Genomic DNA, 21,654 nt, shown 5'->3' on the forward strand with positions numbered 1-21,654 from the left:
GCCTGACCGTCCGAACGACTAGCTTCCGCGCATGAACGCCCATACGCCCGCCCCCACCCCGGTTCGACGCCCGATTTCGCTCGTGCTGGCCAGCCCGCGCGGTTTCTGCGCCGGCGTGGACCGCGCCATCCAGATCGTCGAACGCGCCGTCGAGAAGTTCGGCGCGCCGGTCTATGTGCGCCACGAGATCGTCCACAACCGCCACGTGGTCGACCGCCTGAAGGCCCTGGGCGCGGTGTTCATCGAGGAACTGTCCGAAGCCCCCGACGATCGCCCGGTGGTGTTCTCCGCCCACGGCGTTCCCAAGTCGGTGCCGGCCGAGGCCAAGTCGCGCCAGATGATCTATCTGGACGCCACCTGCCCGCTGGTCTCCAAGGTCCACGTCGAGGCCCAGAAGCATTACGACGCCGGCCGCGAAATCGTGCTGATCGGCCACGCCGGCCACCCGGAAGTGATCGGCACCATGGGCCAGCTGCCCGAGGGCTCGGTCACCCTGATCGAGGATATCAAGGACGCCGCCGCCTGGGAGCCGAAGGACGCCGCCAATGTCGCCTTCCTGACCCAGACCACCCTGTCGGTCGACGACACCGCCGACATGGTCGCCCTGTTGCGCGAGCGCTTCCCCGGGATCGCCGCCCCCCACAAGGAAGACATCTGCTACGCCACCACCAACCGCCAGGACGCGGTCAAGCACCTGGCCGAACAGGCCGAGCTCGTTCTGGTGGTCGGCTCGAAGAACTCGTCCAATTCGGTTCGCCTGATGGAGGTCGGCCTGAAGGCCGGCGCCAGCGACGCCCATCTGATCGACGACGCCAATGGCCTCGACTGGTCCTGGTTCGAGGGCGTCTCGCGCGTGGGCCTCACCGCGGGCGCGTCGGCGCCGGAAGATCTGGTGCAGGGCGTCATCGACGCGATTTCGGCGCGCTTCGACACCACCGTCGAGGAACTGGTCGAGGCGCGGGAAACCATCACGTTCAAGCTGCCGAGGCTATTGACGGCCTAGCGGCGGCTTGACCCGAGGCCTCGCGTCGAGCATCCCGACGCCATGGCCGTCTATACCGACATCACCGACGCTGAACTCAAAGCCTTCCTGGCGGGCTACGATCTGGGCTTGCCCCTCGCCTTCAAGGGCATCGCCGAGGGGGTGGAGAACTCCAACTTCCTGCTGGAGACCGAGAAGGGCCGCTACATCCTGACCGTCTACGAGCGGCGGGTGAAGGCCGACGACCTGCCCTACTTCCTGAACCTGCTGACCTGGCTGGCCGACAAGGGCTACCCCAGCGCCCGGCCGATCCCGACGCGCGAGGGCGCGACGCTGTCGAGCCTGCGCGGCAAGCCGGCCGCCATCGTCGAGTTCCTGCCCGGCCTGTCGGTGCGCAAGCCCACCGTCGCCCACTGCCGCGAAGCCGGCGAGGGACTGGCCTGGCTGCATCTGGCCGGCGAGGGCTATCCGGGCCGCCGCGCCAACGACCTGGGCCAGAGCGCCTGGTCGCCGTTGTTCGCCAAGCACCGCAAGGCCGCCGAGGACCTCAAGCCCGGCCTGTCGGCGACCATCGACAACGACCTGGCGCAGCTGGCCCTGATGTGGCCGCGAAGCCTTCCGTCGGGCGTGATCCACGCCGACTATTTCCCGGACAACGTCTTCTTCCAGTCGAATGGCAAGTTCGCCGCGGCGATCGACTTCTACTTCGCCTGCGAAGACAGCTACGCCTACGACGTGGCCGTCACCCTGAACGCCTGGTGCTTCGAACCCGACGGCAGCTTCAACATCACCGCCGCCAAGGCCCTGCTGAACGGCTATGAGCGCCGCCGGCCGCTGAGCCCGGCCGAGAAGGAGGCCCTGCCGATTCTCGCACGCGGCGCGGCCATGCGCTTCTTCCTGACCCGACTGGCCGACTGGGGTTCGACGCCCGCCGGCGCCCTGGTCAAGCCGAAGGACCCGCTGGAGTACGAGCGCAAGCTGGCCGTCCACCGCGAAGGCCTCGTGCTGTTCGCATGACGCCCAAGGTCACGATCTATACCGACGGCGCCTGCAAGGGGAATCCGGGTCCGGGCGGCTGGGGCGCCATCCTGTTCTATGGCGACAAGAAGAAAGAGATTTGCGGCGGCGAGCCGGCGACCACCAACAACCGCATGGAGCTGATGGCCGCCATCCAGGCGCTGGAGCTCCTGAACCGGCCCTGCAAGGTCGAGCTGCACACCGACAGCCAGTACGTCATGAAGGGCATCCAGGAGTGGATCCGGGGCTGGAAGGCGCGGGGCTGGAAGACCGCCGACAAGAGCCCGGTCAAGAACGACGACCTCTGGAAGCGCCTCGACGCCGCCCGCGAACGGCACGACGTCGACTGGCGCTGGGTCAAGGGCCACGCCGGTCATCCGCTGAATGAACGGGCCGACGCCCTCGCCAATGAAGGCCTGCGCCAAGCCAATCCGCCGGTTCGTTTAAGCCGCGAACGCGCCTGGCGCCTCGCCGGTGGCGAACGGCAGCCCTTCGTCCTCCCAACCGGTGATCCCGCCGATCATCAGCTTCACAGGCCGGCCCAGCCTAGCCAGCTTCAGCGCCGCGCGGTCGGCGCCGTTGCAGTGCGGGCCGGCGCAATAGACCACGAAAAGCGTGTCCGCCGGCCATGCCGCCATGCGCTCGGCGGTCATGTCCGCGTGGCGAAGGTGGACCGCGCCCGGCAGGTGGCGTCGCGCATAGGCCTTGGGCGAACCCACCACATGCAGCAGAACGAAGTCGACCTCGCCCGCCTTCATGGACGCGGCGACGTCGGCGCAATCGGTCTCCAGCGACAGCCGCGCGGCGAAGTGGGCGGCGGCGACGGCGGCCGGGGCGGCGGGACTCTCGGACACGAAGCTCATGGCGCTCTCCAGGTTTGGACGCCCCTAGACTTGCCGCGCGGACTGCGCCCGCGTTAGCTGGCGAGATCGACATTGACCGTGAAGATCATGCCAAATCCCCTCGTTGTCGCCCTCGCCTATGACGGCCTCTGCACCTTCGAGTATGGCGTGACCGTCGAGCTGTTCGGCTTGCCGCGTCCGGAGATGGGGCCGGACTGGTACCGCTTCGCCACCGCCGCCGTGGAGCCGGGCGACCTGAGGGGCCTGGGCGGCGTGCGGATCGTCGGCGACGGCGGACTGGAACTACTAAGCGAGGCCAGCGTCATCGTCGCCCCGGGTTGGCGGGGGATCGATCATCCCGCGCCCACGCCACTGAACGAGGCGCTGCGAAAGGCCCACGCCAGGGGCGCGCGGCTGATGTCGATCTGCTCTGGGGTGTTCGTGCTGGCGGCGACGGGTCTGCTGGACGGACGCCGGGCCACCACCCACTGGCGCTATGCCGACGCCTTGCGCCAGCGCTATCCGGCGATCGCAGTCCAGCCCGACGTGCTCTATGTCGACGAAGGCGACTTGCTGACCTCGGCCGGCAGCGCGGCGGGCATCGATCTTGGCCTGCACCTGATCCGCCGCGACTTCGGACCCGAGGCCGCCAACACCGTGGCCCGCCGTCTGGTCGTGCCGCCGCATCGCGACGGCGGCCAGGCCCAGTTCGTCGCGCGGCCAGTGCCCTTGGCGCACGAGGCCTCGCGGCTTTCCCCGATCCTCGACCGCATGCGCGCCGATCTCGCCGGCGACCATACGATCAAGGTCCTGGCCGGCGCGGCGGGGATGAGCGAGCGGACCTTCCTGCGCCGGTTCGAGGCCGCCACGGGCGAGACCCCGGCCCGCTGGCTGCTGGCCGAACGCCTGAACCGGGCGCGGGATCTGCTGGAGACCTCGCCGGCCGGGATCGAGCAGGTCGCGCAAGCCGTGGGCCTGGGCGCCCCGGCCCTGCGCCATCACTTCCGGCGCCAGTTCTCGACCACGCCCGGCGCCTACCGGGCGCGGTTCGCCAAAGCCTGATGGAAAGAGCGCTTAGATGACTGGCGCGTCCTCTGGCTCGCCCACCAGAATCCGGTCGAGATTGAGCTCGATCCAGTCGGCCAGGCCCCGCACCTTCTCGGCGACCTCCAGGCCCAGGGGCGTCAGGCTGTACTCCACGTGCGGCGGCACGACCTGGTAGGCCACGCGGCGCACGAAGCCGTCGCCTTCCAGTTGCTGCAGGGTCTGGGCCAGCATCCGCTCGCTGACCCCGCCGATGCCCCGGCGCAGTTCGCTGAAACGATGTGTCCCCGTCTCCAGGGCCATTAGCACCAGCACGCCCCAGCGGCTGGTCACATGCTGCAGCACGGCGCGCGATGGACAGTCGGGCGCCATCAGGTCGCCGCGTAGCAGTTTCTCGGAGAGCGGCGCGGGAGGGGGCGAATTTTCTTTCATGCTTACATTCATGTGGGTACTTACGAAAAGTAAGCAAGACGCCCAGATCGGTCCCATCACACCCCATCGGGAGAACGATCATGACCATCGCCATCACCGGCGCCACCGGCCAGTTGGGCCGCCTCGTCGTCGAAAGCCTCAAGGCGCGCGTCCCGGCCGGCGAGATCCTGGCCCTGGTCCGCGATCCGGCCAAGGCCGCCGACCTGGGCGTGGCCGCCCGCGCCGCCGACTACGCTAAAGCACAGACCCTGGGGCCGGCGCTCGAAGGCGTCGACACCCTGCTGCTGATCTCGGGCAATGAGGTCGGCCAGCGCCTGCCCCAGCACCGCGCCGTCATCGAGGCCGCGCAGGCGGCCGGCGTGACGCGGATCGCCTATACCAGCATCCTGCGCGCCGACACGTCGCCGCTGGTCCTGGCCGACGAGCACAAGGCCACCGAGGCGCTGCTGAAGGCTTCGGGTGTCGCCTACACCCTGCTGCGCAACGGCTGGTACGCCGAGAACTATGCCGGCGCGATCCATGGCGCCGTGGCGTCGGGCGCCCTGATCGGCAGCGCCGGCCAGGGCAGGATCTCGGCCGCCGCCCGCGCGGACTATGCGCAGGCCGCCGCCGTCGTGCTGGCCACGGACGGCCACGAGAACAAGACCTACGAACTGGCTGGCGACACCGCCTTCACGATGGCCGAACTGGCCGCCGAGATCTCGGCCAAGGCCGGCAAGACCATCCCCTATAACGACCTGCCCGAGACCGAATACGCCAAGATCTTGGAAGGTCTGGGCCTGCCCGCCGCCTTCGCCGCGATCCTGGCCCAGTCGGACGTCGGCGCCTCGCAAGGCGGCCTGTTCGATGACGGCCATCAGCTGTCGGGCCTGATCGGCCGCCCGACCACGCCGATCTCGGCCCTCGTTGCGAACTTGCTGGCTTAAGAAGCTGTGGGCGGTCCCGGAAAGTCCTCGCCAAGGCTCTCCGGGTTTGCCAAGCCGGCGCGATGAACCGCGTCGGCTACTACCGCCTGCCGCCCGTCAGGGGCGTCTTCTTCAGCCCGGTCCAGGAGGAGCGCCTGCTGCTCCTGGGCTGCCAGGAGGTGTTCAGCGACCGGTGCCTGACCAACGCCATCATCCGCCCCGGCCTCGACAAGGCCCTGGCGGCCCTGGCGCCCGGCGGAACCCTGGCGGTGCTCAGCCTGCACGCCCTGGCCGGCACGACGACGGACCTGCTGGAGGCGGTGCTGAAGCTCAAGGCCCGCGGCCTGCATCTGGTCGTGGCCCAACCCGCGATCGACACCAACGCCGATCCCGGCTTCTTCGCCACCTGCGAAATCCTGACGGCGTTCAACGCCGAGCGCGCCATGGTCAGGGCCGCCGAGGCGGCCCTGGTGAGCAAGGGCGGCGGCGCGCAGGGACATAAGGCCGGCGCGCCGCCCTCCCAAGGCGAGGGTGGCGACTAGACCTTCAGCCGGTAGCCGGTTTTGAAGATCCAGCCCACCGCCGTCAGGCAGATGACCAGGAACACGCCGGTCATGGCCAGGCTGATCCCAACGCCGACGTCCGACTGGCCGTAGAAGCTCCAGCGGAAGCCGCTGATCAGATAGACCACCGGGTTGAACAGGGTGACCTTCTGCCAGACCTCCGGCAGCATCTTGATCGAGTAGAAGCTGCCGCCCAGGAAGGTCAGCGGCGTCACGATCAGGGCGGGCACGATCTGCAGCTTCTGGAAGTTGTCGGCCCACACCCCGATGATGAAGCCGAACAGGCTGAAGGTCACTGAGGTCAGGACCAGGAACAGCAGCATCACGAACGGGTGGGCGATCTCGAACGGCACGAAGATCCGGGCGGTGGCCAGGATCAGCAGGCCCAGGCAGATCGACTTGGTGGCGGCGGCGCCGACATAGCCGGCGACGGCCTCGAACCAGGCCACCGGGGCCGAGAGCAGCTCATAGATCGTGCCGGCCCATTTGGGCATGTAGATGCCGAACGAGGCGTTGGAGATGCTCTCGCTGAGCAGCGACAGCATGATCAGGCCCGGGATGATGAAGGCGGCGTAGCTGACGCCGTCGATCGACTGCATGCGCGAGCCGATCGCCGAGCCGAACACCACGAAATACAGCGAGGTCGAGATGACCGGCGCCAGGATGCTCTGCAGCAGGGTGCGGAACCACCGCGCCATCTCGAAGCGGTAGATGGCCTTGATTGCAAAGAGGTTCATTGCGGGGTCCTCACCAGGCTGACGAAGATGTCTTCCAGAGAGCTCTGGTCGGTCTTGAGGTCCTTGAAGTCGACGCCGTGCTCGGCCAGGCGCTTCAACAGATCGGCGATGCCGGTGTCGTCGGCCTGGGCGTCGAAGGTGTAGACGAGGTCTGCGCCGTCGTTGATCAGGCTCAGCGAGGGGTCGGCCAGACCGACCGGCAGGGCGGCCAGCGGCTCGCGCAGGTGCACGGTCAGCTGCTTCTTGCCCAGCTTGCGCATCAGCACCGACTTGTCCTCGACCAGGATGATCTCGCCCTTGTTGATCACCCCGATCCGGTCGGCCATCTCCTCAGCCTCCTCGATATAGTGGGTGGTCAGGATGATGGTGACGCCGCTCTCGCGCAGTTGGCGAACCATCTCCCACATGTCGCGGCGCAGCTCGACGTCGACGCCGGCGGTGGGCTCGTCCAGGAACAGGATGGTCGGCTCGTGGCTCAGGGCCTTGGCGATCATCACCCGGCGCTTCATGCCGCCCGACAGCGCCATGATCTTGCTGTCCTTCTTGTCCCACAGGGAGAGGTCGCGGAGGATTTTCTCGATCAGGGCGTCATTGCGCGGCTTGCCGAACAGGCCGCGCGAAAAGCTGACCGTGGCCCAGACTGTCTCGAAGGCGTCGGTGTTCAGCTCCTGCGGCACCAGGCCGATCTTGGAGCGGGCGGCGCGATAGTCCTTCACCACGTCGTGGCCGTCGGCCAAAACGACGCCCAGGCTGGGATTGACGATCCCGCAGATGATGCTGATCAGGGTGGTCTTGCCCGCCCCGTTCGGACCCAGGAGGGCGAAGATCTCGCCCTTCTCGATGTCCAGGTTGATCGTCTTGAGGGCCTGATGGCCGGACGCATAGGTCTTGGTCAGACCCTTCACCGATATGATTGAAGTCACGCCGTCTCCCCTAAACGCGACGGTTCAGCGTCGCGCATGCCCTGCAAGGTGGCTGATGCGGGGCTCAAATGGTGTCGCCGTCGGCGGATAACAGGGGCAGACGCCGCGATCTGTCAGCAGGTCTCCGTCAGGTCGGGATCTTGCGGACCTTCAGCACCGCGCCATCGACGCCGATGACCACGACCTCCTGGCTGATGGCCGGGATCGGCTCCTCGGTCTCGGCCGCCCAGTCCTTGCCGTCGACGAACACCCGGCCGCGGCCCTGCTCGAAGGTCGACAGCACCTGGCCGCGCTGGCCGATCAGCCGTTGCAGCGGGTCGTTGAGGTCAGGCGACTTCGGCTCCAGCACCGGCTGCAGGAAGCGACGGGCCAGATAGGTCGAGGCGATGGTCAGGACGGCGAAGAGCCCGATCTCTGCGCGCCACGCCCGGGTGCAGAGCCTGGGCGATCAGGCCGACGACAAAGGCGCTGGCGGCCGGCCACAGGAGCCAGCCGGTCCCCGTCGAGACCTCGACAGCCAGGCAGAGGGCCGCGACGGCCAGCCACAGCCAGAAGGGATGCAGGGCGTAGAAGCCCGCGATCGCGCCCATGACCTAGGCTCCGCGCTTGGCGGGCGGCGGGCTGGTCGGCGCCGCGGTCGATGCGCTCCGCGACGGCGGCGGCGCCTTGGGGGTATCGGCGCCCAGGCTCTTGATCAGCTCGGCGACGCCGGCGACGGTCCCGGTCAGGCCCGAGAAGTCGGCCGGTACGATGACGGTCTTCTGCTGCGGGCTGCGGGCCAGTTCGCCGAAGGCTTCCACGTACTTCTGGGCGATGAAGTAGTTGATGGCGTTGACGTCGCCCTTCGAGATCGCCTCGGAGACGAAGGCCGTCGCCTTGGCCTCGGCCTCGGCCTCGCGTTCGCGGGCCTCGGCGTCGCGGAAGGCGGCCTCGCGGCGGCCCTCGGCCTGCAGGATGGCGGACTGTTTCTGGCCCTCGGCGCGGGCGATCTGGGACTGCTTCTCGCCCTCGGCCTCGGTGATCACCGCGCGCTTCTCGCGCTCGGCCTTCATCTGGCGCGCCATGGCGTTGGTGATGTCCGGCGGCGGCGTCAGGTCCTTGATCTCGATCCGCGCCACCTTGACGCCCCACGGGCCGGTGGCGTGGTCGATGGTCGAGAGCAGCCGGGTGTTGATCGCGTCCCGCTGGCTCAGCACCTCGTCCAGCTCCATCGAACCGACGACCGTGCGCAGGTTGGTCTGGGCGAGCTGGGTGATGGCGTACATCAGATTGTCCACCCGATAGGCGGCCGCGGCGGCGTCCATTACCTGAATGAAGACGATGGCGTCGACCTTCACCGACACGTTGTCCTTGGTGATGACCTCCTGCTGGGGAACGTCCAGCACCTGCTCCATCATGTTGACCTTGCGCCCGATCGTCTCGACGAAGGGGGTCAGGATGCTGATGCCGGGCTTCAGGGTGCGGGTGTAGCGGCCGAACCGCTCGACCGTGAATTCGCGCCCCTGCGGCACGATCTTGATGACGCTCATCACCAGCACGAAGGCCAGGACCAGCAGAACGATCACGACGATGGACGTGCCCAAGAGCAACGCTCCTCTACAAACCTGGGTAGAGGTTAGCGCGCCGCTTCGCCGTACGCCATGGAATCCGGCGCGGGCGGCGGCGACGTCGGGCGCATCGACTGCGAAAGCCTGCGGGCCAGGGCCTGGCCCTTGCGGGCGGCGGCCTGCTCGGCCTTGCGGCTGGCGTCGTCGCAGACCGGATACTCGCTGCGGCGCGAGGCGAAGCCGGTGTTGAACCGCTCGCGCATCTGGGCGTCGAAGGCCTGATCGGCCTGCTCCACCTCGGTCAGGCGAACCATGCGCGAACGCCAGTACTGGTCGTCGACGCCCTCGCAGGCCTGGCGCAGGGCATGGCTCTCGCCCAGCGTATAGGCCAGGTCCAGCAAGCGCTGGCGCTCGTCGGCGGCCCGCTCCTGACCGAAAGCCTTGGGGGCCAGGACCGGCGAAACGACGAGAGCGCCGAGGAGGACGCCGAGGAGGAACGGACGCGACATCAGCCTGTTATCGCCAAACCGCGGCCGCCTGTCACCGTCCCGCGCCTGACGGGCGAGCGAGCGGCCTCCGCCTGGGGACAAAATGTCCCTCGGTGTCAAAAAAAAGCTTGAGCAATAAGGGCCTTGTGATCGCCACAGATCAGGCGTTCCCTGTGGATACTGCAAGGAGGTCTAGTCATGACTGAGGTGCATTATGGTGTCGTGCGGGTCGGCGATCGCTGGTCCATCATCGGCGACAACCTGCGCTTTGGCGCTTACGAAAACCCGCGGGCAAGCCAGCGCCGCGGCCCGACGACTGGCCGAACATCCGGCCGGCCTGGGCTTGCATGTGATGCTGCACGAGCAGGAAGAGGACTGGGTGCTGCCCAGCCCGACGGCGCTCAGTTGAACGCCTAGGCTTCCGCGGTCTCCTCGTCCTCGCCGTACAGGAACGGCTTGATGACCCGCCACACCTGGAGCACCGACGCGACCGCGCCCACCACGGACGCAACGACCTGGAACGCCTGCCAGACAAAGCCGACCAGCGGGTCCTCGCCCAGCATCTCCGCCAACGGATAGATCAAGTGGCTGACCACGATCCGAAACTGGGCGTAGGCGGTGGAATACTCCACCGACGCCCCGGCGATGGCGGCCGTGACGATCACCGCCAGCACCGGCGCCCACAGCAGCGGCAGGATCAGCAGCAGGGCCAGGGCGGTGATCAGCGACTTGGTCGAGAGACTCACGTCCGTGGCCAAGGTGATCCCGACGCCGGCGATCATCGCCAGGCCCAGCAGAGCCAGGGCGATCGGCAGGGCGAGGTCGGCGGTCTCCGCCAAGGGCGCGCCCACGCCAAACACCATGGCGGCCATGACGAGTAGGGTGACGACGAACGATCCGAGCCACAGCGCGCCGTACTGGCTCAACCTCCGCCGCAAGTGCCGCTTGGCGATCATGGTCCTTCTCCAGGCTCGGCTCCCAGGCCCGCCGGGAGGGTGCTTCGGAAGAGTCTCTTCGTCCACGGGAAACTAAGCCGTGCGCCATGCGCTTATGCAGTCGAGCTTCACGGGAGACACGCATGACCGCCATCACCCGCATCGTCCGCAGCACCGTCGAAGGCGACGCCGCGCCGACCTATGATTCCAACCGTCTGCTGGCCGCCCTGCGCCCGGACGCCCTGGCCGAACTGGCCGCGCACATGGTCCTCGTCGACCTGCCGGCCGACGCCGTCCTGTTCGATGTCGGCGACGACGTCGAACACACCTACCTGCCCTGCGGCCCAACCCAGGCCTCGTTGCTGGTCGTGACGGCGGACGGCCAGGAGATCGAGGCCGCCAGCATCGGCTTCGAGGGCGCGATCGGCGGCGTGGTCAGCGCCGGCTTCAAGCCGGCCTACGGTCGCGCCGTCGTCCGCGTGCCCGGCCACGCCTTCTGCCTGCCGACCGCCAAGCTGGAGGAGGTCAAGCTCCGCCACGCCGTCGTCGGCGACCTGTTCGATCGCGCCGCCGACACCTTCATCGCCCAGATGATGCAGGTCGCCGCCTGCAACGCCCTGCATCCGATCGAGCAACGCGTCTGCCGCTGGCTGCTGTTCGCCCACGACCGCTCGGGCAAGGAACCGATCCGCCTGACCCAGGAGACCCTGGCCCAGATGCTGGGTGTGCAGCGCACGACAGTCAGCGCCGTCGCCCGCGTCCTGCAGGACGCCAAGGTCATCCACATCGGTCGCGGCAAGGTCGAGGTTCTGGACCGTCCGGGCCTGGAAAAGCGCGCCTGCGAGTGCCACGCGGCCGTCGAGGCGCACTTCCAGCGGATCCTGCCGCCGCACGAGCGCTAGGATTTAGGTCCGATAGGCCGACGCCCGGTCCAGCGCCGCCTCGGCCTCGCTGACGAGCCGCGCCACGATCTCGCCGGCCGGCAGCACCTCGCGCACGCCGCCCGCGCTCTGGCCCATGGCGAAGCACGACTTGGCCGGGTCGAGCCCCTCGATCTGACCGCCGATACCGCCCATCGCCCCGTTCCGGATCGAGAGCATGGCCTGCTGCGGGAACGGCTGGATATCGGCCGGCCGCGCCTCCCAGTCGTCGACATAGGGGTTCTTCTTTACCCGCATCGGCTTGCCCGAGTAGCAGCGGGTGCGGATCGTGTCCTCGTCGGCCGCCTCGACCACCGCCTGGCGATAGAGGTCCCCGGCGTGGGCCTCATGGCTGGCGATGAAGCGCGTGCCCATCCAGACGCCCTGGGCGCCCAGGGCCAGGGCCGCGGCGAGGCCTCGGCCGTCATGGAGCCCCCCCGCCGCCACGACAGGGATCTTCACGGCCTCGACCGATTGCGCGACCAGCGGCAAGGTGCCGACGAGACCCGTGTGGCCGCCGCCCTCCCCGCCCTGACAGATGACGGCGTCGCAACCGGCCTGCTCGGCCTTGACCGCGTGCTTCACGGCGCCGCAGACGACCATGACCTTCAGGCCGGCCGCCTTGAGGCGCTCGATGATCGGCAGAGGCACGCCCAAACCGGCGATGAAGGACGAGGCGCCCTCCTCGATGATCACCTCGACGCTGGCGGTGAGCGCGTCGGGCGTAGCGGCCAGCAGGTCGACGCCGAACGGCTTGTCGGTCAGGCTTCTGACCTCCCGCATCTGGGCGCGGATGAAGTCCGGCGAGGTCCCGGCCATGCCCAGCACGCCGTAGCCGCCGGCGTTCGACACGGCCGCCGCCAGCGGCGCGTAGGACACTCCGCCCATGCCGGCCAGGAGGATCGGATGCTCGATGTGCAGTAGATCGCAAAGCGGCGTGCGCAGACCCATGACCGGTCCTCCCGTTGTTTTCCGGGAGGATTTCGCGCCACGCCCGCGCCCGCAAGCGTGCCGCGAGGTTAGCCGCGGCCCTTTACCTGGCGCGCGACGGCCGCCGAAACCGGCGGCCACTTTCGGCCGTCGCGCTAATCAGTTGTGACGGGCGAGTTCGGTCTCGACGTCGGACTCGGCGGTCCAGAAGCAGCTGGCCATGGCCGTAAGGACCAGGGCGATCAGCGTCAGGACGCCGCGCGGCGGCGCCAGGCTGACAACGTCTTGGGGCGTCATCGTCTTTGTTTCCTCGCCGGCGCCCGGATCTGATGTCCAGGCTGCCGTGAAGAAAGCTTCTCACCGCACGGGCAGTTCCGCAAGACCCTGTTTTACCTGGGCTTTTATTGGACTTTAGAGTCCAAGATACGCACCTTCAGAAGATCGAGTATCCGCCATCGATGACGATGGTCGCGCCGGAATGGTAGCTCGACGCGTCCGAGGCCAGATAGACGGCCATGCCGCCGAAGTCCTCGGGCTGTCCCCAGCGACGGGCCGGCACGCGCGGGATGACCTTCTCGGCGAAGGCGGCGTTCTCCTGCGCCCCGGCCGTCATGTCGGTGGCGATCCAGCCCGGCAGGATGGCGTTGGCCCGCACGCCATAGCGGGCGTGTTCGACGGCCACCGACTTGATCATCGAGATCACCGCGCCCTTGGTGGCGGCATAGGCCTCGTTGCGCGCCGCGCCCTCGATGGCGGCCAGCGAGGCCACCCCGACCAGCGACCCGCCCGGATCGCCGGTCTTGGCCCGGTCGACCATATGGCGGCAGGCCTCGCGCAGGGTGAAGAACACCCCGTCCAGATTGACCGACAGCACCTTGCGATAGGTCTCGGTCTTCATGTCGACGAAGGAGGGCGAGCCGTAGCCGATCCCGGCGTTGGCGAAGACGGAGTCGACCCGCCCCATGGCGGCCACGGCCTCCTCCATGCCCTCGCGGACCTGGGCCTCGTCGGAGACGTCGACGGTCTGGGCCTTCACCCGCACGCCCAGGGTGGTCAGCTCCTTCTCGGCGGCGAGGTTGCGTTCGGGGTTGGAGCCCCAGATGACGATGTCGGCCCCGGCCTCCGCCATCGCCTTGGCCATGCCGAGGCCAATGCCGCGATTGCCGCCGGTGACCAGGGCCACCTTGCCCGACAGATTGAACGGCGCGTAGGCCATGGCGAACCTCCCTCTTATTCCTAAAACATTTGTTTGAAGGAGAGGCGGTCAGGGGCGGAAGGTCAAGAGCCCCAGAAGTGGAAGGCCTGCCAGCCGGCGCCGACGGCCGGCCGCGAAACGCCCAAGAGGTCGGTGACCAGCAGGGCCGCGCCGAAGATGAAGCCGCTGACCCCGGGGACCCAGAAGATCAGGGCGAACAGGATGAGAAAGCCGACCCGCTCGATCTTGACCATCCTGGCGCGCAGACCGTTCGGCAGGAACGGCCGGATGACGCCGTAGCCGTCCAGCCCCGGGATCGGCAGGAGATTCAGCACCAGGGCGCTGGCCTGCAGCAGGGCCAGCAGCGACAGGGCGTTGTACAGCGGACCCGAGGCGACGAACGGCAGGGCGATGGCCAGGACCACCAGCACCACAAACGTCCCCAACGGTCCGGCCAGCGAGGCCAGCGACCGCCAGCCCCTGGACCGCATCAGGTCCTCGCGCAGATAGACCGCCCCGCCGGGAAAGCCGATGCCGCCCAGGGCCAGGGCGAGCAGCGGGAAGATGATGGTGGTGACGAGGTCCGAATATTTCAGCGGATCGAGGGTCAGGTAGCCCTTCTCGACGATGGTCGTGTCCCCGGCCTTGTGGGCGATGAAGGCGTGGCCGAACTCGTGGACCCCGACACTGAGGATCCAGGTCGTGGCGACAAAGGCGAAGGTCAGCGGTCCGGCGGGCGGCAGCTCGGCCGCCACCGCCCAGCCCAGACCGACGCACGCGGCGATCAGAATCAGGGCGTTGGGGCTGAGAGAGGCGCGCGGGGCGCGGGCTTCAATAACGGTCATGGTCTGGATTGAGCACGAGCGCCTCAACGGAGGCTAGGCCCCGAACCGCTGATACGTCTCCGCGATCACCCGCCGCGTTTCCTCCCACTCGACCAGGGCCATGGCCTCGTCCAGCGTCACCAACCTCGCCTCGGCCGCATCGTCGCCGGCCACCGGCTCGCCACCGGTCCACCGGGCGGCGTAGTCGATCATCACGTAGTGACGGGTGATCTCGCCCCCCGGCCTTGCCGGAAACACGCCGTCGACCACGTCGAGCAGGCCCAGCAGCTCGGCCTCGACGGCGGTCTCTTCCTTCAACTCGCGCAAGGCGGCGACCTCCAGGGTCTCGCCCCACTCCAGCCTTCCGCCAGGCAGGCTCCACTGGTTCAGCCGGGGCGGCGTGCCGCGCCGGATCAGCAGGACCTCGTCGCCACGCAGGCAGACGACGCCAACGGTCGGCACGGGGTGGTTCATGGCCGGGTCCTTCAGGGGAAGCCGACCTTGAGATCGACGCTGGACTTTACGCCGATGCAGTTTCCGCAGTCGGCCAGCCAAGCCTCCGCAGCCTTCTGGCCGCGCGCCTTGAGGTCGGTCAGGAAACTCCATTCCGTGTTGAACTTGGTGGAGAGCGACAGATCCGCCAGCGGCTTGTCGGCGGTGATGGCGTGGACCAGCATCCGGCGGTAGCGGCCCCGAGCGTTCTCCTTCAGCAGGCCCTCGTCCAGCAGCTTCTGCACGAAGCCGATGGCCCGCAGCTCCGAGGCCAGGGAGGCGTTGAAGGTGATCTCGTTCAGCCGATCCATGATCTCGCCCGGCGACTTCGGCGTCTCCTCGCGGACGAACGGGTTGAGGCTGACGATCAGGATGTCGTCGGGGGTGTCGTCATAGAACAGCGGCCACAGCGGCGGATTGGCCAGGAAGCCCCCGTCCCAATAGGGCTCGCCGTTGATCTCCACGGCCTGGAAAACCTGCGGCAGGCAGGCGCTGGCCATGATGTGGCGGGATGTCAGCTCGGTCTCGCGGAAGATCACGGACTTGCTGGTCCGCACCGCCGTGGCGGCGACATAGAGCTTGATCGGGCTCTTCTCGCGGATCTGGCTGAAGGTGATCTCGGCCTCCAGCGTGTCGTGCAGAGGGTTCAGGTTGAACGGATTGAACTCGTAGGGGCTCAGCGACAGGGCGAAGGTCTCGGCCATCCGCCAGCCGGGGGTGTTCTTCAGCCAGTCGGCCCCGCCGCTGAAGGCGGAGGTCCAGATCGAGGTGTCGCCGAAGACATTGCGCCCGCCCTGCCGGTTCACCTGCCGCCAGAAGGAGTCGAGACGCTTCCTGGCCCCGGCCTTGCCGTCGTCGATCAGGCCCTGGGCCAGGCAGACGGCGTTCATCGCGCCGGCCGAGGCGGCGGTGACCGCCCGGATCTCCAGATCGTCCTCCTCCAGCAGGCGGTCGAGCACGCCCCACTCGAACGCCCCGTGCGAGCCCCCGCCCTGCAGGGCCAGGCTCAGCGTCCGGGGGCCGGACTTCTTCTTGATGAAAGGCGGGATGGGCACCCGGCCCAGCCTATTGCGCGACCCAGCCGCCGTCGACCTGGAACGCCGCGCCGTTGGCCGAAGCCCCCGCGTCGGAGACCAGATAGAGCAGCATGCCGCCCAGCTGTTCGAAGGTGACGAACTGCTTGGTCGGCTGCGCGGCCAGGATCACGTCCTTCATCACCGCCTCTTCCGAGATGCCGCGGGCCTTGGCCTGGTCGGCGATCTGGGCCTCGACCAGCGGGGTCTTCACGAAGCCGGGGCAGATGGCGTTGCAGGTGACGCCATGCTCGGCGACCTCAAGGGCCACAGTCTTGGTCAGGCCCAGGATGCCGTGCTTGGCCGCCACATAGGCCGACTTGAACGGCGAAGCGACCAGACCGTGCGCCGAAGCGATGTTGACGATCCGCCCGCGTCCCTGCTCCTTCATGATCGGCACGGCCGCCTTGGTGGCGTGGAAGGCCGACGACAGGTTGATCGCGATGATCAGGTCCCACTTGTCGTCCGGGAAGTCCTCGATCGGGGCGACGTGCTGGACGCCGGCGTTGTTGACCAGGATGTCCAGCTCGCCGAACTCTGCCTTGGCGGCGCGGACCATGTCGGCGATCTGGTCGGGCTTGGTCATGTCGGCGCCGTGGTACAGCACCTCGACACCGTGGGTTTCGGCCATCTCGGCTCGGGCCCGTTCGATGGCGTTCATCTCGCCCAGGCCGTTCATGACGATGTTGCAGCCCTGGGCGGCGAGCGCGTCGGCCAGGGCGTGGCCGATGCCGCTGGTCGAGCCGGTGACGATGGCGACCTGCCCCTGCAAACCGAAATCCACGGCCATGCACACACGCTCCCTGCATTTGCTGCGACGCAGCATATAGCTCGCCCATGCGAGAGGCGAGCGCTTATAAATTCATCGATAGATGAATTCAGGGCTGCGGGCGAGCGAAAACCCAGTCGGTCTCTGTCGAAAGGTTCGGCTTGAAGGCGTAGCCGTCCAGATCGAAACCCTTCAGCCCTTCGGCGCGGTCGATCCGGTTGTCGATGATGTAGCGGGCCATGCGGCCCCGCGCCTTCTTGGCGAAGAAGCCGAGCACCCGCAGTTCGCCGTGCTTTTCTTCCTTGAAGTGGCAGGTGACGACGGGAAGCTTCAGGGCCTTGGCGTCCACGGCGCCGAAATATTCCTGGCTGGCCAGGTTCACCAGGGCCGGGTCGTCGTGGCCCTCGGCCGCGGCGTTCAGGGTCTTCGAGATCGTCTCGCCCCAGAAGTCGTAGAGGTTTCCGCCGCGCTTGGTCTTCAGGCGCGTGCCCATCTCCAGGCGATAGGGCTGCAGGGCGTCGAACGGGCGCAGCACGCCATAGAGACCTGACAGGATCCGCAGGTGATCCTGCGCCCACTCCAGGGCCGGGCGATCCAGCTCGCGGGCCGCCAGGCCGGCATAGACGTCGCCGTTAAAGGCGATGATCGCCTGCAGGCCGTCCTCGAGCTCGGAGTCGAAGGCCTGGAACCGCTCTCGGTTCAGCTTGGCCAGAGCGTCCGAGATGTGCATGAGGCGCTTCAGATCCGCGGCTGTCAGCTTGCGCGTGACCTTGGCCAGCTCGACGATCTGCGGTTTCAGCGCCGGGGTGGTGAGCGGCAGCACATCCTTGGGAGCGGTGAAGTCCAGCGACTTGGCGGGCGAGATGACCATCAGCATGGCCGGGGAGATAGAGACTTAGGGGCGACGGCGCCAGCTATGTCATTCCCCTGAGTCGACACGCCGCCGCATGTCCGCATGGGCGGCGGCGATCAGCTCGGCCAGGGCCGACTCGTCGATCGGCTGGCCCCAACGCAGCTTGACGTGCCGCATTCGCTTGCCGGCGCCTTCCAGCAAGCCGGCGGGATCCGGCAGCGACGCTCCCTCGTAGAAGCCTATGCCGGCATGGGCGGCGAAGGCGTCGACATAGGCGAAGGCGGCGTCGTCGACGCAGGCTGTCGGATGGCCATCATGCAACACCTCGCGAACGTCTTCGCCGCTGGCCCGCAGACGTTCGAACCAGCCCTGAACCAGTTGGCGCAGCGGGTCATCGGCCGAGAACCAGGTCTCGACCCCGGCGTGACGCCGCACGGCGCCGGCGAACCGGAAAAGCGTGCCCATGCCGCCATCAAGCTCGCCCCTGTCGAGGTTGTCGAGTCCATCACTTTCCACATTGGAAAGTTTTCGCTTGCCAGGCCGGAAAGTCATCGACTATGACTTTCCACAACGGAAAGTAAGGAGGTCGCCATGACCCGAGACGAAGACGCCCTGCGGATGCTGGCCGAGGTTGAAGCCGCCAATGCCGATCTGGCCGAACGCGCCAAGGCGCCGACCTGGTACCACCCGGCCCTCGGCCTGCTGATCGGCGGCATGGTGGCGGTCCAGGGCCTGCCGATCATCGGCAAGATCGGCTGCTATCTCGTGTTCGCGGCGGGCCTTTCCTTGCTGATGCGCGCCTACAAGCGTCATACCGGCATGTGGATCAATGGCTATCGCGCCGGGCGCACGCGCTGGGTCGCCGTCGGCCTCGCCTTGATCACCATGCTTTGCATGCTGATCGCCGTCTGGCTGGAGCGCGAACGCGGACTGACCTACGCGCCTCTCGCCTTTGGCGCGATCGTCGCCGTCATCGTCACGATCGGCGGCTTTGTCTGGGAGGCCGCCTTCCGCGCCGACCTGCGCGACGGGGACCCGCGATGAGCGCCGAACTCGACACGGTGATCCACGCCCCCAACCGCCTACAGATGTGCTGCATGCTGGCGGCGGTGGACATCGTCGACTTCGCCACCGTCCGCGAGGCGCTGGACGTCTCGGAGTCGGTGCTCTCCAAGCACGTGAAGACCCTGGAGGAGGCCGGCTATGTTAAGGTCAGCAAGGCCGCGTCCGACGGGCGCCAATGCACCTGGCTTTCGCTGACCGGCCCCGGTCGCAAGGCGCTGAAGACCCACCTGGCGGCGTTGAAGGCGATGATGGCGAACGTGCCGGACACCTAACGCGTCAGGACGATCGGCTTGACCGCGCCGCCCGAGACCGAGACCAGGGTGACGATCGTGCCGCCCTCCTGGACCATGTAGCCGCCGCCATCGCCGGCCGGGCTCTCGATACTGACCACGGCGGCGACGTAGTAGTCGCCGTCGGGCAGGCGGTCGAAGGCGAATCCGCCCTGGGCGTCGCAGGTCTCGATCGTGACGACCGGATCGAACGGCTGCGGCTCCCAGCTCGTCCGGCGGGCGAAGCCGCCCGTCTCTGCGCCATAGGCGCGACGCACGAAGGCGATAGTGGAAGGACCGCGCGGGAACAGACGGACCGGCGAGCCGGCGCAGCTGCGAGTCTGGCCATTGCGCGTGCGCAGGAAGGCCGTGCCCTTGATGATGTTGCTGCTGCTCACGACCGCCGCCGGCGGCTGCGGCGCGACCGGCCCCCCGGAGAGCGGCGGGGGGCGTATAGACCGTCGGCGGCGCCGGTGCGTAGGCCGGCTTTGGGGGCGGCGGCGGAGCCGGCGTGTAGGGCGGCGGCGCGACCGGCTCGGGCGCGTGGGCCGGCTGCCGAACGGCCGGCGGCGGCGGGATCGGCTCTGGCTGCGGGACTTCGGCGGGCGGGTCGTAGGGTCCGGTCCGCTCCAGCTTCACGAAGGCCGGATTGGGCACGAGGTCCTGGGTGGCCCCGGTGGCGGAGTCGATGCCGACCCCGATCAGACCGCCGATCAGAACGTTGCCGGCCATGCCGGCCGCGCCCGCCTTGGCGGTCTTGTGGGTGACGGTGATGGCGGCCGGGCGGTACCCCGGCTTGGTGACTGTGGCGACGAACTCGCTCTTGCGGCTCATCCGGATCGCGCACGGCGTCGCTTCGCAGAAGTGGCCGTTTGTCGTCTCGACCTTGGCGCCGATCGGGTCGCTGTTGACCTCCCAGGCATCGGTCGAGCCGCGCGTCACCGACGCGCAGGCGCAGAGCAGGACGCACGCGGACGCCGACACCACCAAACCAAGCTTCATGATTTCCCCGCCCGTCCCCTGACGGCTTCGCTTATGACGCCCAGGAGTTGAGTAACCGTGAAGGCGGCTCGACCGATCCGGGCGAGACGGCTATGCAGCGCCCATGACCCAGACTTCTAGGCCTGATGGCTGCTCTCGCCTGGCCGCTGCCGATGATCGTAGCCCTGTTCCTGGTCGCCCGCGACCGGACCCTGAAGTTCCGCATCGTGTGGGCGCTGATGTGCTTCGTCGGGATCGGCGCGTTCTGGATGGAGCGGAGCACCGGCGCGTGGGGCTTCATCCCGCTCGCCATCAACGTGCTGGGCCCCAATTCGCAGCCGGGCTTCTATAAGGCCGTGATCCCGGCCGGCGCGATCGGGGTGCTCGCGCTTCAGGTCCTGCGAGCCCGCAAACGCCGAGCGCTCAGAACAGAACCCCGCGGGTTCATGATCCGCTTGGGGTCGAGCGCGCCTCGGATCGCCCGCAGGGCCGCGACCTCGATCGGATCCTTGTAGGTCAGGGCCTCGGCCGTCTTCATCGCTCCCAGGCCATGCTCGGCGCTGATCGAGCCGGCGAAGCTGGCGGTGATGTCGTGGACGATCCTGGCCCCCTGTTCACGCAGGGCGTCATGGGCGTCGTCGTCCGCGCCGACGGGCTTGAGCACGTCATAGTGGACATTGCCGTCGCCGACGTGGCCGAAGGCGATGATGCGCACGCCGGGGAAAGCCTCATCCAGCGCCGCGTCGGCCTTTTCGATGAAGGCGGGAATCTTCGAGACCGGCACCGAGATGTCGTGCTTCCACACCGCGCCCTCGGGCTTCTGGCCCGCCGAGTGGCCCTCGCGGATGTGCCAGAAGGTCTTCATCTGGGTCTCGGTCTGCGCGACGGCGGCGTCGGCGATCAGGCCGTCGCCCAGGGCCTTGGCCAGAAGGCGTTCCAGCGCCGCTTCGGCCGTCCCCGGCTCGCCGCTGGCGATCTCGATCAGCACGTACCAGGGATGCTCGGTCGGCAGCGGGTCGCGCAGGCCCGGCACGTTGCGGATGGTCAGGGCGAAGCCCAGCAGGCCCATCAGCTCGAAGGCCTCGACGCCGCCGCCGGTCTCGTCCTTCGCCCTCGCGAGAAGCTGAATCGCGTCGGTCGGCGAATTGAGGCCCACGACCGCCACAGCTCGCGAGGCCAGCGGCGCGTGCAGCTTCAGCGAGGCGGCGGTGACGATCCCCAGCGTGCCCTCCGCGCCGATCAAGAGCTGCTTGAGATCGTAGCCGGTGTTGTCCTTGCGCAGGCGCTTGAGGCCGTTCCAGATCTCGCCATTGGGCAGGACCGCTTCCACGCCCAGCACCTGCTCGCGCATCATGCCATAGCGCAGCACGGCCGTGCCGCCGGCATTGGTCGAGATCAGTCCCCCGATCGTGCAGGAGCCTTCCGAGGCCACGCCCACGGTGAAGCGACGACCGACCCGGGCGGCCTGCTGGTGGGCCTCATGGAGGGTGACGCCGGCCTCCAGCACCATGGCGTCGTCAATCGGGTCGACGTCGCGGACCGCGGTCAGCTTCCGGGTCGAGAGCAGGATCTCGCCATGCGGGATCTGGCCGGCGACGAGACCGGTATTGCCGCCCTGGGGCGTGATCGCCACGCCCTCGGCGGCGCAGATCCCCACCACGGCGGCGACCTCGGCGGTGGTGCGCGGCGTCACCAGCAGCGGCGTCTCGCCCCGCCAGCGGCCGCGCCATTCGACGAGGTGCGGCGCCAGCACGTCCGGGTCCTGACTCCAGCCGCCCTCGCCGAGCACGGCCTTGATCCGGGAGACGACATCGGCGGGAACGGGCTTGGTCATGACGCGGAGTATAATCGCCGAATAGGGCCGATGT

At 68.1% G+C, this 21,654-nt stretch carries 27 protein-coding genes and 3 pseudogenes; 11 read left to right on the forward strand and 19 right to left on the reverse strand.

The window, feature by feature from the left end:
• Positions 1 to 31: 31 nt before the first annotated feature.
• The 3 genes and pseudogenes from ispH to rnhA all read left to right on the forward strand — a co-directional run.
• Positions 32 to 1,003 (forward strand): 4-hydroxy-3-methylbut-2-enyl diphosphate reductase, encoded by a 972-nt coding sequence (ispH, locus tag ACHMW8_RS05285; protein WP_125155073.1) that lies wholly within the window; start codon positions 32 to 34, stop codon positions 1,001 to 1,003.
• Between the two features lie 42 nt (positions 1,004 to 1,045).
• On the forward strand, positions 1,046 to 1,999 hold the full coding sequence (thrB, locus tag ACHMW8_RS05290; protein WP_395444954.1) for a homoserine kinase: 954 nt from the start codon (positions 1,046 to 1,048) through the stop codon (positions 1,997 to 1,999).
• Positions 1,996 to 2,439 (forward strand): annotated as a pseudogene (gene rnhA / locus ACHMW8_RS05295) (ribonuclease HI); the annotation flags it as partial. The gene thrB and the pseudogene rnhA, both read left to right, overlap by 4 nt.
• Before the next feature lie 3 nt (positions 2,440 to 2,442).
• Here rnhA and ACHMW8_RS05300 read toward each other — a convergent pair.
• Complete coding sequence (locus tag ACHMW8_RS05300) at positions 2,443 to 2,862, reverse strand: rhodanese-like domain-containing protein (RefSeq protein ID WP_395445902.1); 420 nt, start codon at positions 2,860 to 2,862, stop codon at positions 2,443 to 2,445.
• Between the two features lie 87 nt (positions 2,863 to 2,949).
• On the opposite strand from ACHMW8_RS05300, the gene ftrA reads away from it, so the two are divergent.
• A complete protein-coding gene (ftrA, locus tag ACHMW8_RS05305; protein WP_395445903.1) occupies positions 2,950 to 3,903 on the forward strand; it encodes a transcriptional regulator FtrA in 954 nt (317 codons plus the stop codon).
• 12 nt (positions 3,904 to 3,915) lie between these two features.
• On the opposite strand, the gene ACHMW8_RS05310 is transcribed toward ftrA, so the two are convergent.
• On the reverse strand, positions 3,916 to 4,317 hold the full coding sequence (locus ACHMW8_RS05310) for a helix-turn-helix domain-containing protein (RefSeq protein WP_125155068.1): 402 nt from the start codon (positions 4,315 to 4,317) through the stop codon (positions 3,916 to 3,918).
• Positions 4,318 to 4,397: 80 nt separating this feature from the next.
• Between ACHMW8_RS05310 and ACHMW8_RS05315 the strand changes: the two genes are divergently transcribed.
• Positions 4,398 to 5,243: an SDR family oxidoreductase gene (locus ACHMW8_RS05315; protein ID WP_395444955.1), complete on the forward strand. Its 846-nt coding sequence runs from the start codon at positions 4,398 to 4,400 to the stop codon at positions 5,241 to 5,243.
• Between the two features lie 62 nt (positions 5,244 to 5,305).
• Positions 5,306 to 5,764: a recombinase family protein gene (locus ACHMW8_RS05320; protein WP_395444956.1), complete on the forward strand. Its 459-nt coding sequence runs from the start codon at positions 5,306 to 5,308 to the stop codon at positions 5,762 to 5,764.
• Here the strand turns inward: ACHMW8_RS05320 and ACHMW8_RS05325 are convergent.
• From ACHMW8_RS05325 to ACHMW8_RS05345, 5 genes and pseudogenes are all read right to left on the reverse strand, one after another.
• Entirely contained in the window at positions 5,761 to 6,522 is a 762-nt protein-coding gene (locus ACHMW8_RS05325; protein WP_395444957.1) for an ABC transporter permease, read from the reverse strand. The two genes, ACHMW8_RS05320 and ACHMW8_RS05325, sit on opposite strands and share 4 nt — an antisense overlap.
• Entirely contained in the window at positions 6,519 to 7,445 is a 927-nt protein-coding gene (locus ACHMW8_RS05330; protein WP_395444958.1) for an ABC transporter ATP-binding protein, read from the reverse strand. Before ACHMW8_RS05330 ends, ACHMW8_RS05325 begins: the two co-directional genes overlap by 4 nt.
• Before the next feature lie 127 nt (positions 7,446 to 7,572).
• A pseudogene (locus ACHMW8_RS05335) lies at positions 7,573 to 8,035 on the reverse strand (NfeD family protein).
• A 3-nt stretch (positions 8,036 to 8,038) separates the two neighbouring features.
• A complete protein-coding gene (locus ACHMW8_RS05340; protein WP_395445904.1) occupies positions 8,039 to 8,974 on the reverse strand; it encodes an SPFH domain-containing protein in 936 nt (311 codons plus the stop codon).
• Positions 8,975 to 9,060: 86 nt separating this feature from the next.
• Positions 9,061 to 9,501, reverse strand: coding sequence for a TIGR02301 family protein (locus ACHMW8_RS05345; protein ID WP_125155062.1), 441 nt, complete (start codon positions 9,499 to 9,501; stop codon positions 9,061 to 9,063).
• A gap of 159 nt (positions 9,502 to 9,660) precedes the next feature.
• On the opposite strand from ACHMW8_RS05345, the pseudogene ACHMW8_RS05350 reads away from it, so the two are divergent.
• Positions 9,661 to 9,889 (forward strand): annotated as a pseudogene (locus ACHMW8_RS05350) (hypothetical protein).
• A 4-nt stretch (positions 9,890 to 9,893) separates the two neighbouring features.
• Here the strand turns inward: ACHMW8_RS05350 and ACHMW8_RS05355 are convergent.
• The gene (locus tag ACHMW8_RS05355) at positions 9,894 to 10,436 is read right to left on the reverse strand and encodes a hypothetical protein (protein ID WP_395444959.1); all 543 of its coding nucleotides are present in this window, start codon (positions 10,434 to 10,436) and stop codon (positions 9,894 to 9,896) included.
• Between the two features lie 122 nt (positions 10,437 to 10,558).
• Between ACHMW8_RS05355 and ACHMW8_RS05360 the strand changes: the two genes are divergently transcribed.
• Positions 10,559 to 11,317 carry a Crp/Fnr family transcriptional regulator gene (locus ACHMW8_RS05360; RefSeq protein ID WP_125155059.1) on the forward strand — a complete coding sequence of 253 codons (759 nt, stop codon included), beginning with the start codon at positions 10,559 to 10,561 and terminating at the stop codon, positions 11,315 to 11,317.
• A 3-nt stretch (positions 11,318 to 11,320) separates the two neighbouring features.
• Here ACHMW8_RS05360 and ACHMW8_RS05365 read toward each other — a convergent pair whose 3' ends face one another.
• From ACHMW8_RS05365 to ACHMW8_RS05405, 9 genes are all read right to left on the reverse strand, one after another.
• The gene (locus tag ACHMW8_RS05365; RefSeq protein WP_395444960.1) at positions 11,321 to 12,286 is read right to left on the reverse strand and encodes an NAD(P)H-dependent flavin oxidoreductase; all 966 of its coding nucleotides are present in this window, start codon (positions 12,284 to 12,286) and stop codon (positions 11,321 to 11,323) included.
• 138 nt (positions 12,287 to 12,424) lie between these two features.
• Positions 12,425 to 12,562 carry a hypothetical protein gene (locus ACHMW8_RS05370; protein WP_199743333.1) on the reverse strand — a complete coding sequence of 46 codons (138 nt, stop codon included), beginning with the start codon at positions 12,560 to 12,562 and terminating at the stop codon, positions 12,425 to 12,427.
• Between the two features lie 136 nt (positions 12,563 to 12,698).
• A complete protein-coding gene (locus ACHMW8_RS05375; RefSeq protein WP_395444961.1) occupies positions 12,699 to 13,481 on the reverse strand; it encodes an SDR family NAD(P)-dependent oxidoreductase in 783 nt (260 codons plus the stop codon).
• Positions 13,482 to 13,543: 62 nt separating this feature from the next.
• Positions 13,544 to 14,305, reverse strand: coding sequence for a site-2 protease family protein (locus tag ACHMW8_RS05380; RefSeq protein WP_395444962.1), 762 nt, complete (start codon positions 14,303 to 14,305; stop codon positions 13,544 to 13,546).
• Positions 14,306 to 14,338: 33 nt separating this feature from the next.
• Positions 14,339 to 14,758: an NUDIX hydrolase gene (locus ACHMW8_RS05385; protein WP_395444963.1), complete on the reverse strand. Its 420-nt coding sequence runs from the start codon at positions 14,756 to 14,758 to the stop codon at positions 14,339 to 14,341.
• A gap of 11 nt (positions 14,759 to 14,769) precedes the next feature.
• On the reverse strand, positions 14,770 to 15,831 hold the full coding sequence (locus ACHMW8_RS05390; RefSeq protein WP_395444964.1) for a patatin-like phospholipase family protein: 1,062 nt from the start codon (positions 15,829 to 15,831) through the stop codon (positions 14,770 to 14,772).
• 10 nt (positions 15,832 to 15,841) lie between these two features.
• Positions 15,842 to 16,639, reverse strand: a complete 798-nt coding sequence (locus tag ACHMW8_RS05395; protein ID WP_395444965.1) for a 3-hydroxybutyrate dehydrogenase — start codon at positions 16,637 to 16,639, stop codon at positions 15,842 to 15,844.
• Positions 16,640 to 16,727: 88 nt separating this feature from the next.
• Entirely contained in the window at positions 16,728 to 17,495 is a 768-nt protein-coding gene (gene yaaA / locus ACHMW8_RS05400; protein ID WP_395444966.1) for a peroxide stress protein YaaA, read from the reverse strand.
• Between the two features lie 42 nt (positions 17,496 to 17,537).
• Positions 17,538 to 17,936, reverse strand: a complete 399-nt coding sequence (locus tag ACHMW8_RS05405) for a DUF1801 domain-containing protein (RefSeq protein WP_395444967.1) — start codon at positions 17,934 to 17,936, stop codon at positions 17,538 to 17,540.
• A 126-nt stretch (positions 17,937 to 18,062) separates the two neighbouring features.
• Here ACHMW8_RS05405 and ACHMW8_RS05410 point away from each other — a divergent pair, with 126 nt between their 5' ends.
• Together ACHMW8_RS05410 and ACHMW8_RS05415 are read left to right on the forward strand one after the other, a co-directional pair.
• Entirely contained in the window at positions 18,063 to 18,515 is a 453-nt protein-coding gene (locus ACHMW8_RS05410; protein WP_125155050.1) for a hypothetical protein, read from the forward strand.
• Positions 18,512 to 18,808, forward strand: a complete 297-nt coding sequence (locus tag ACHMW8_RS05415) for a transcriptional regulator (RefSeq protein ID WP_395444968.1) — start codon at positions 18,512 to 18,514, stop codon at positions 18,806 to 18,808. Before ACHMW8_RS05410 ends, ACHMW8_RS05415 begins: the two co-directional genes overlap by 4 nt.
• Here ACHMW8_RS05415 and ACHMW8_RS05420 read toward each other — a convergent pair.
• Positions 18,805 to 19,203, reverse strand: a complete 399-nt coding sequence (locus ACHMW8_RS05420; RefSeq protein WP_395444969.1) for a hypothetical protein — start codon at positions 19,201 to 19,203, stop codon at positions 18,805 to 18,807. The genes ACHMW8_RS05415 and ACHMW8_RS05420 overlap by 4 nt on opposite strands.
• Before the next feature lie 290 nt (positions 19,204 to 19,493).
• Here ACHMW8_RS05420 and ACHMW8_RS05425 point away from each other — a divergent pair, with 290 nt between their 5' ends.
• Positions 19,494 to 19,829 carry a hypothetical protein gene (locus ACHMW8_RS05425; RefSeq protein WP_395444970.1) on the forward strand — a complete coding sequence of 112 codons (336 nt, stop codon included), beginning with the start codon at positions 19,494 to 19,496 and terminating at the stop codon, positions 19,827 to 19,829.
• Positions 19,830 to 20,177: 348 nt separating this feature from the next.
• Here ACHMW8_RS05425 and ACHMW8_RS05430 read toward each other — a convergent pair whose 3' ends face one another.
• Positions 20,178 to 21,620 carry an FAD-binding oxidoreductase gene (locus tag ACHMW8_RS05430; RefSeq protein ID WP_395444971.1) on the reverse strand — a complete coding sequence of 481 codons (1,443 nt, stop codon included), beginning with the start codon at positions 21,618 to 21,620 and terminating at the stop codon, positions 20,178 to 20,180.
• Positions 21,621 to 21,654: the final 34 nt, after the last annotated feature.

This window comes from Caulobacter sp. UC70_42 (assembly GCF_044056025.1).
In the GTDB taxonomy this organism is placed as follows: Bacteria; Pseudomonadota; Alphaproteobacteria; order Caulobacterales; family Caulobacteraceae; genus Caulobacter.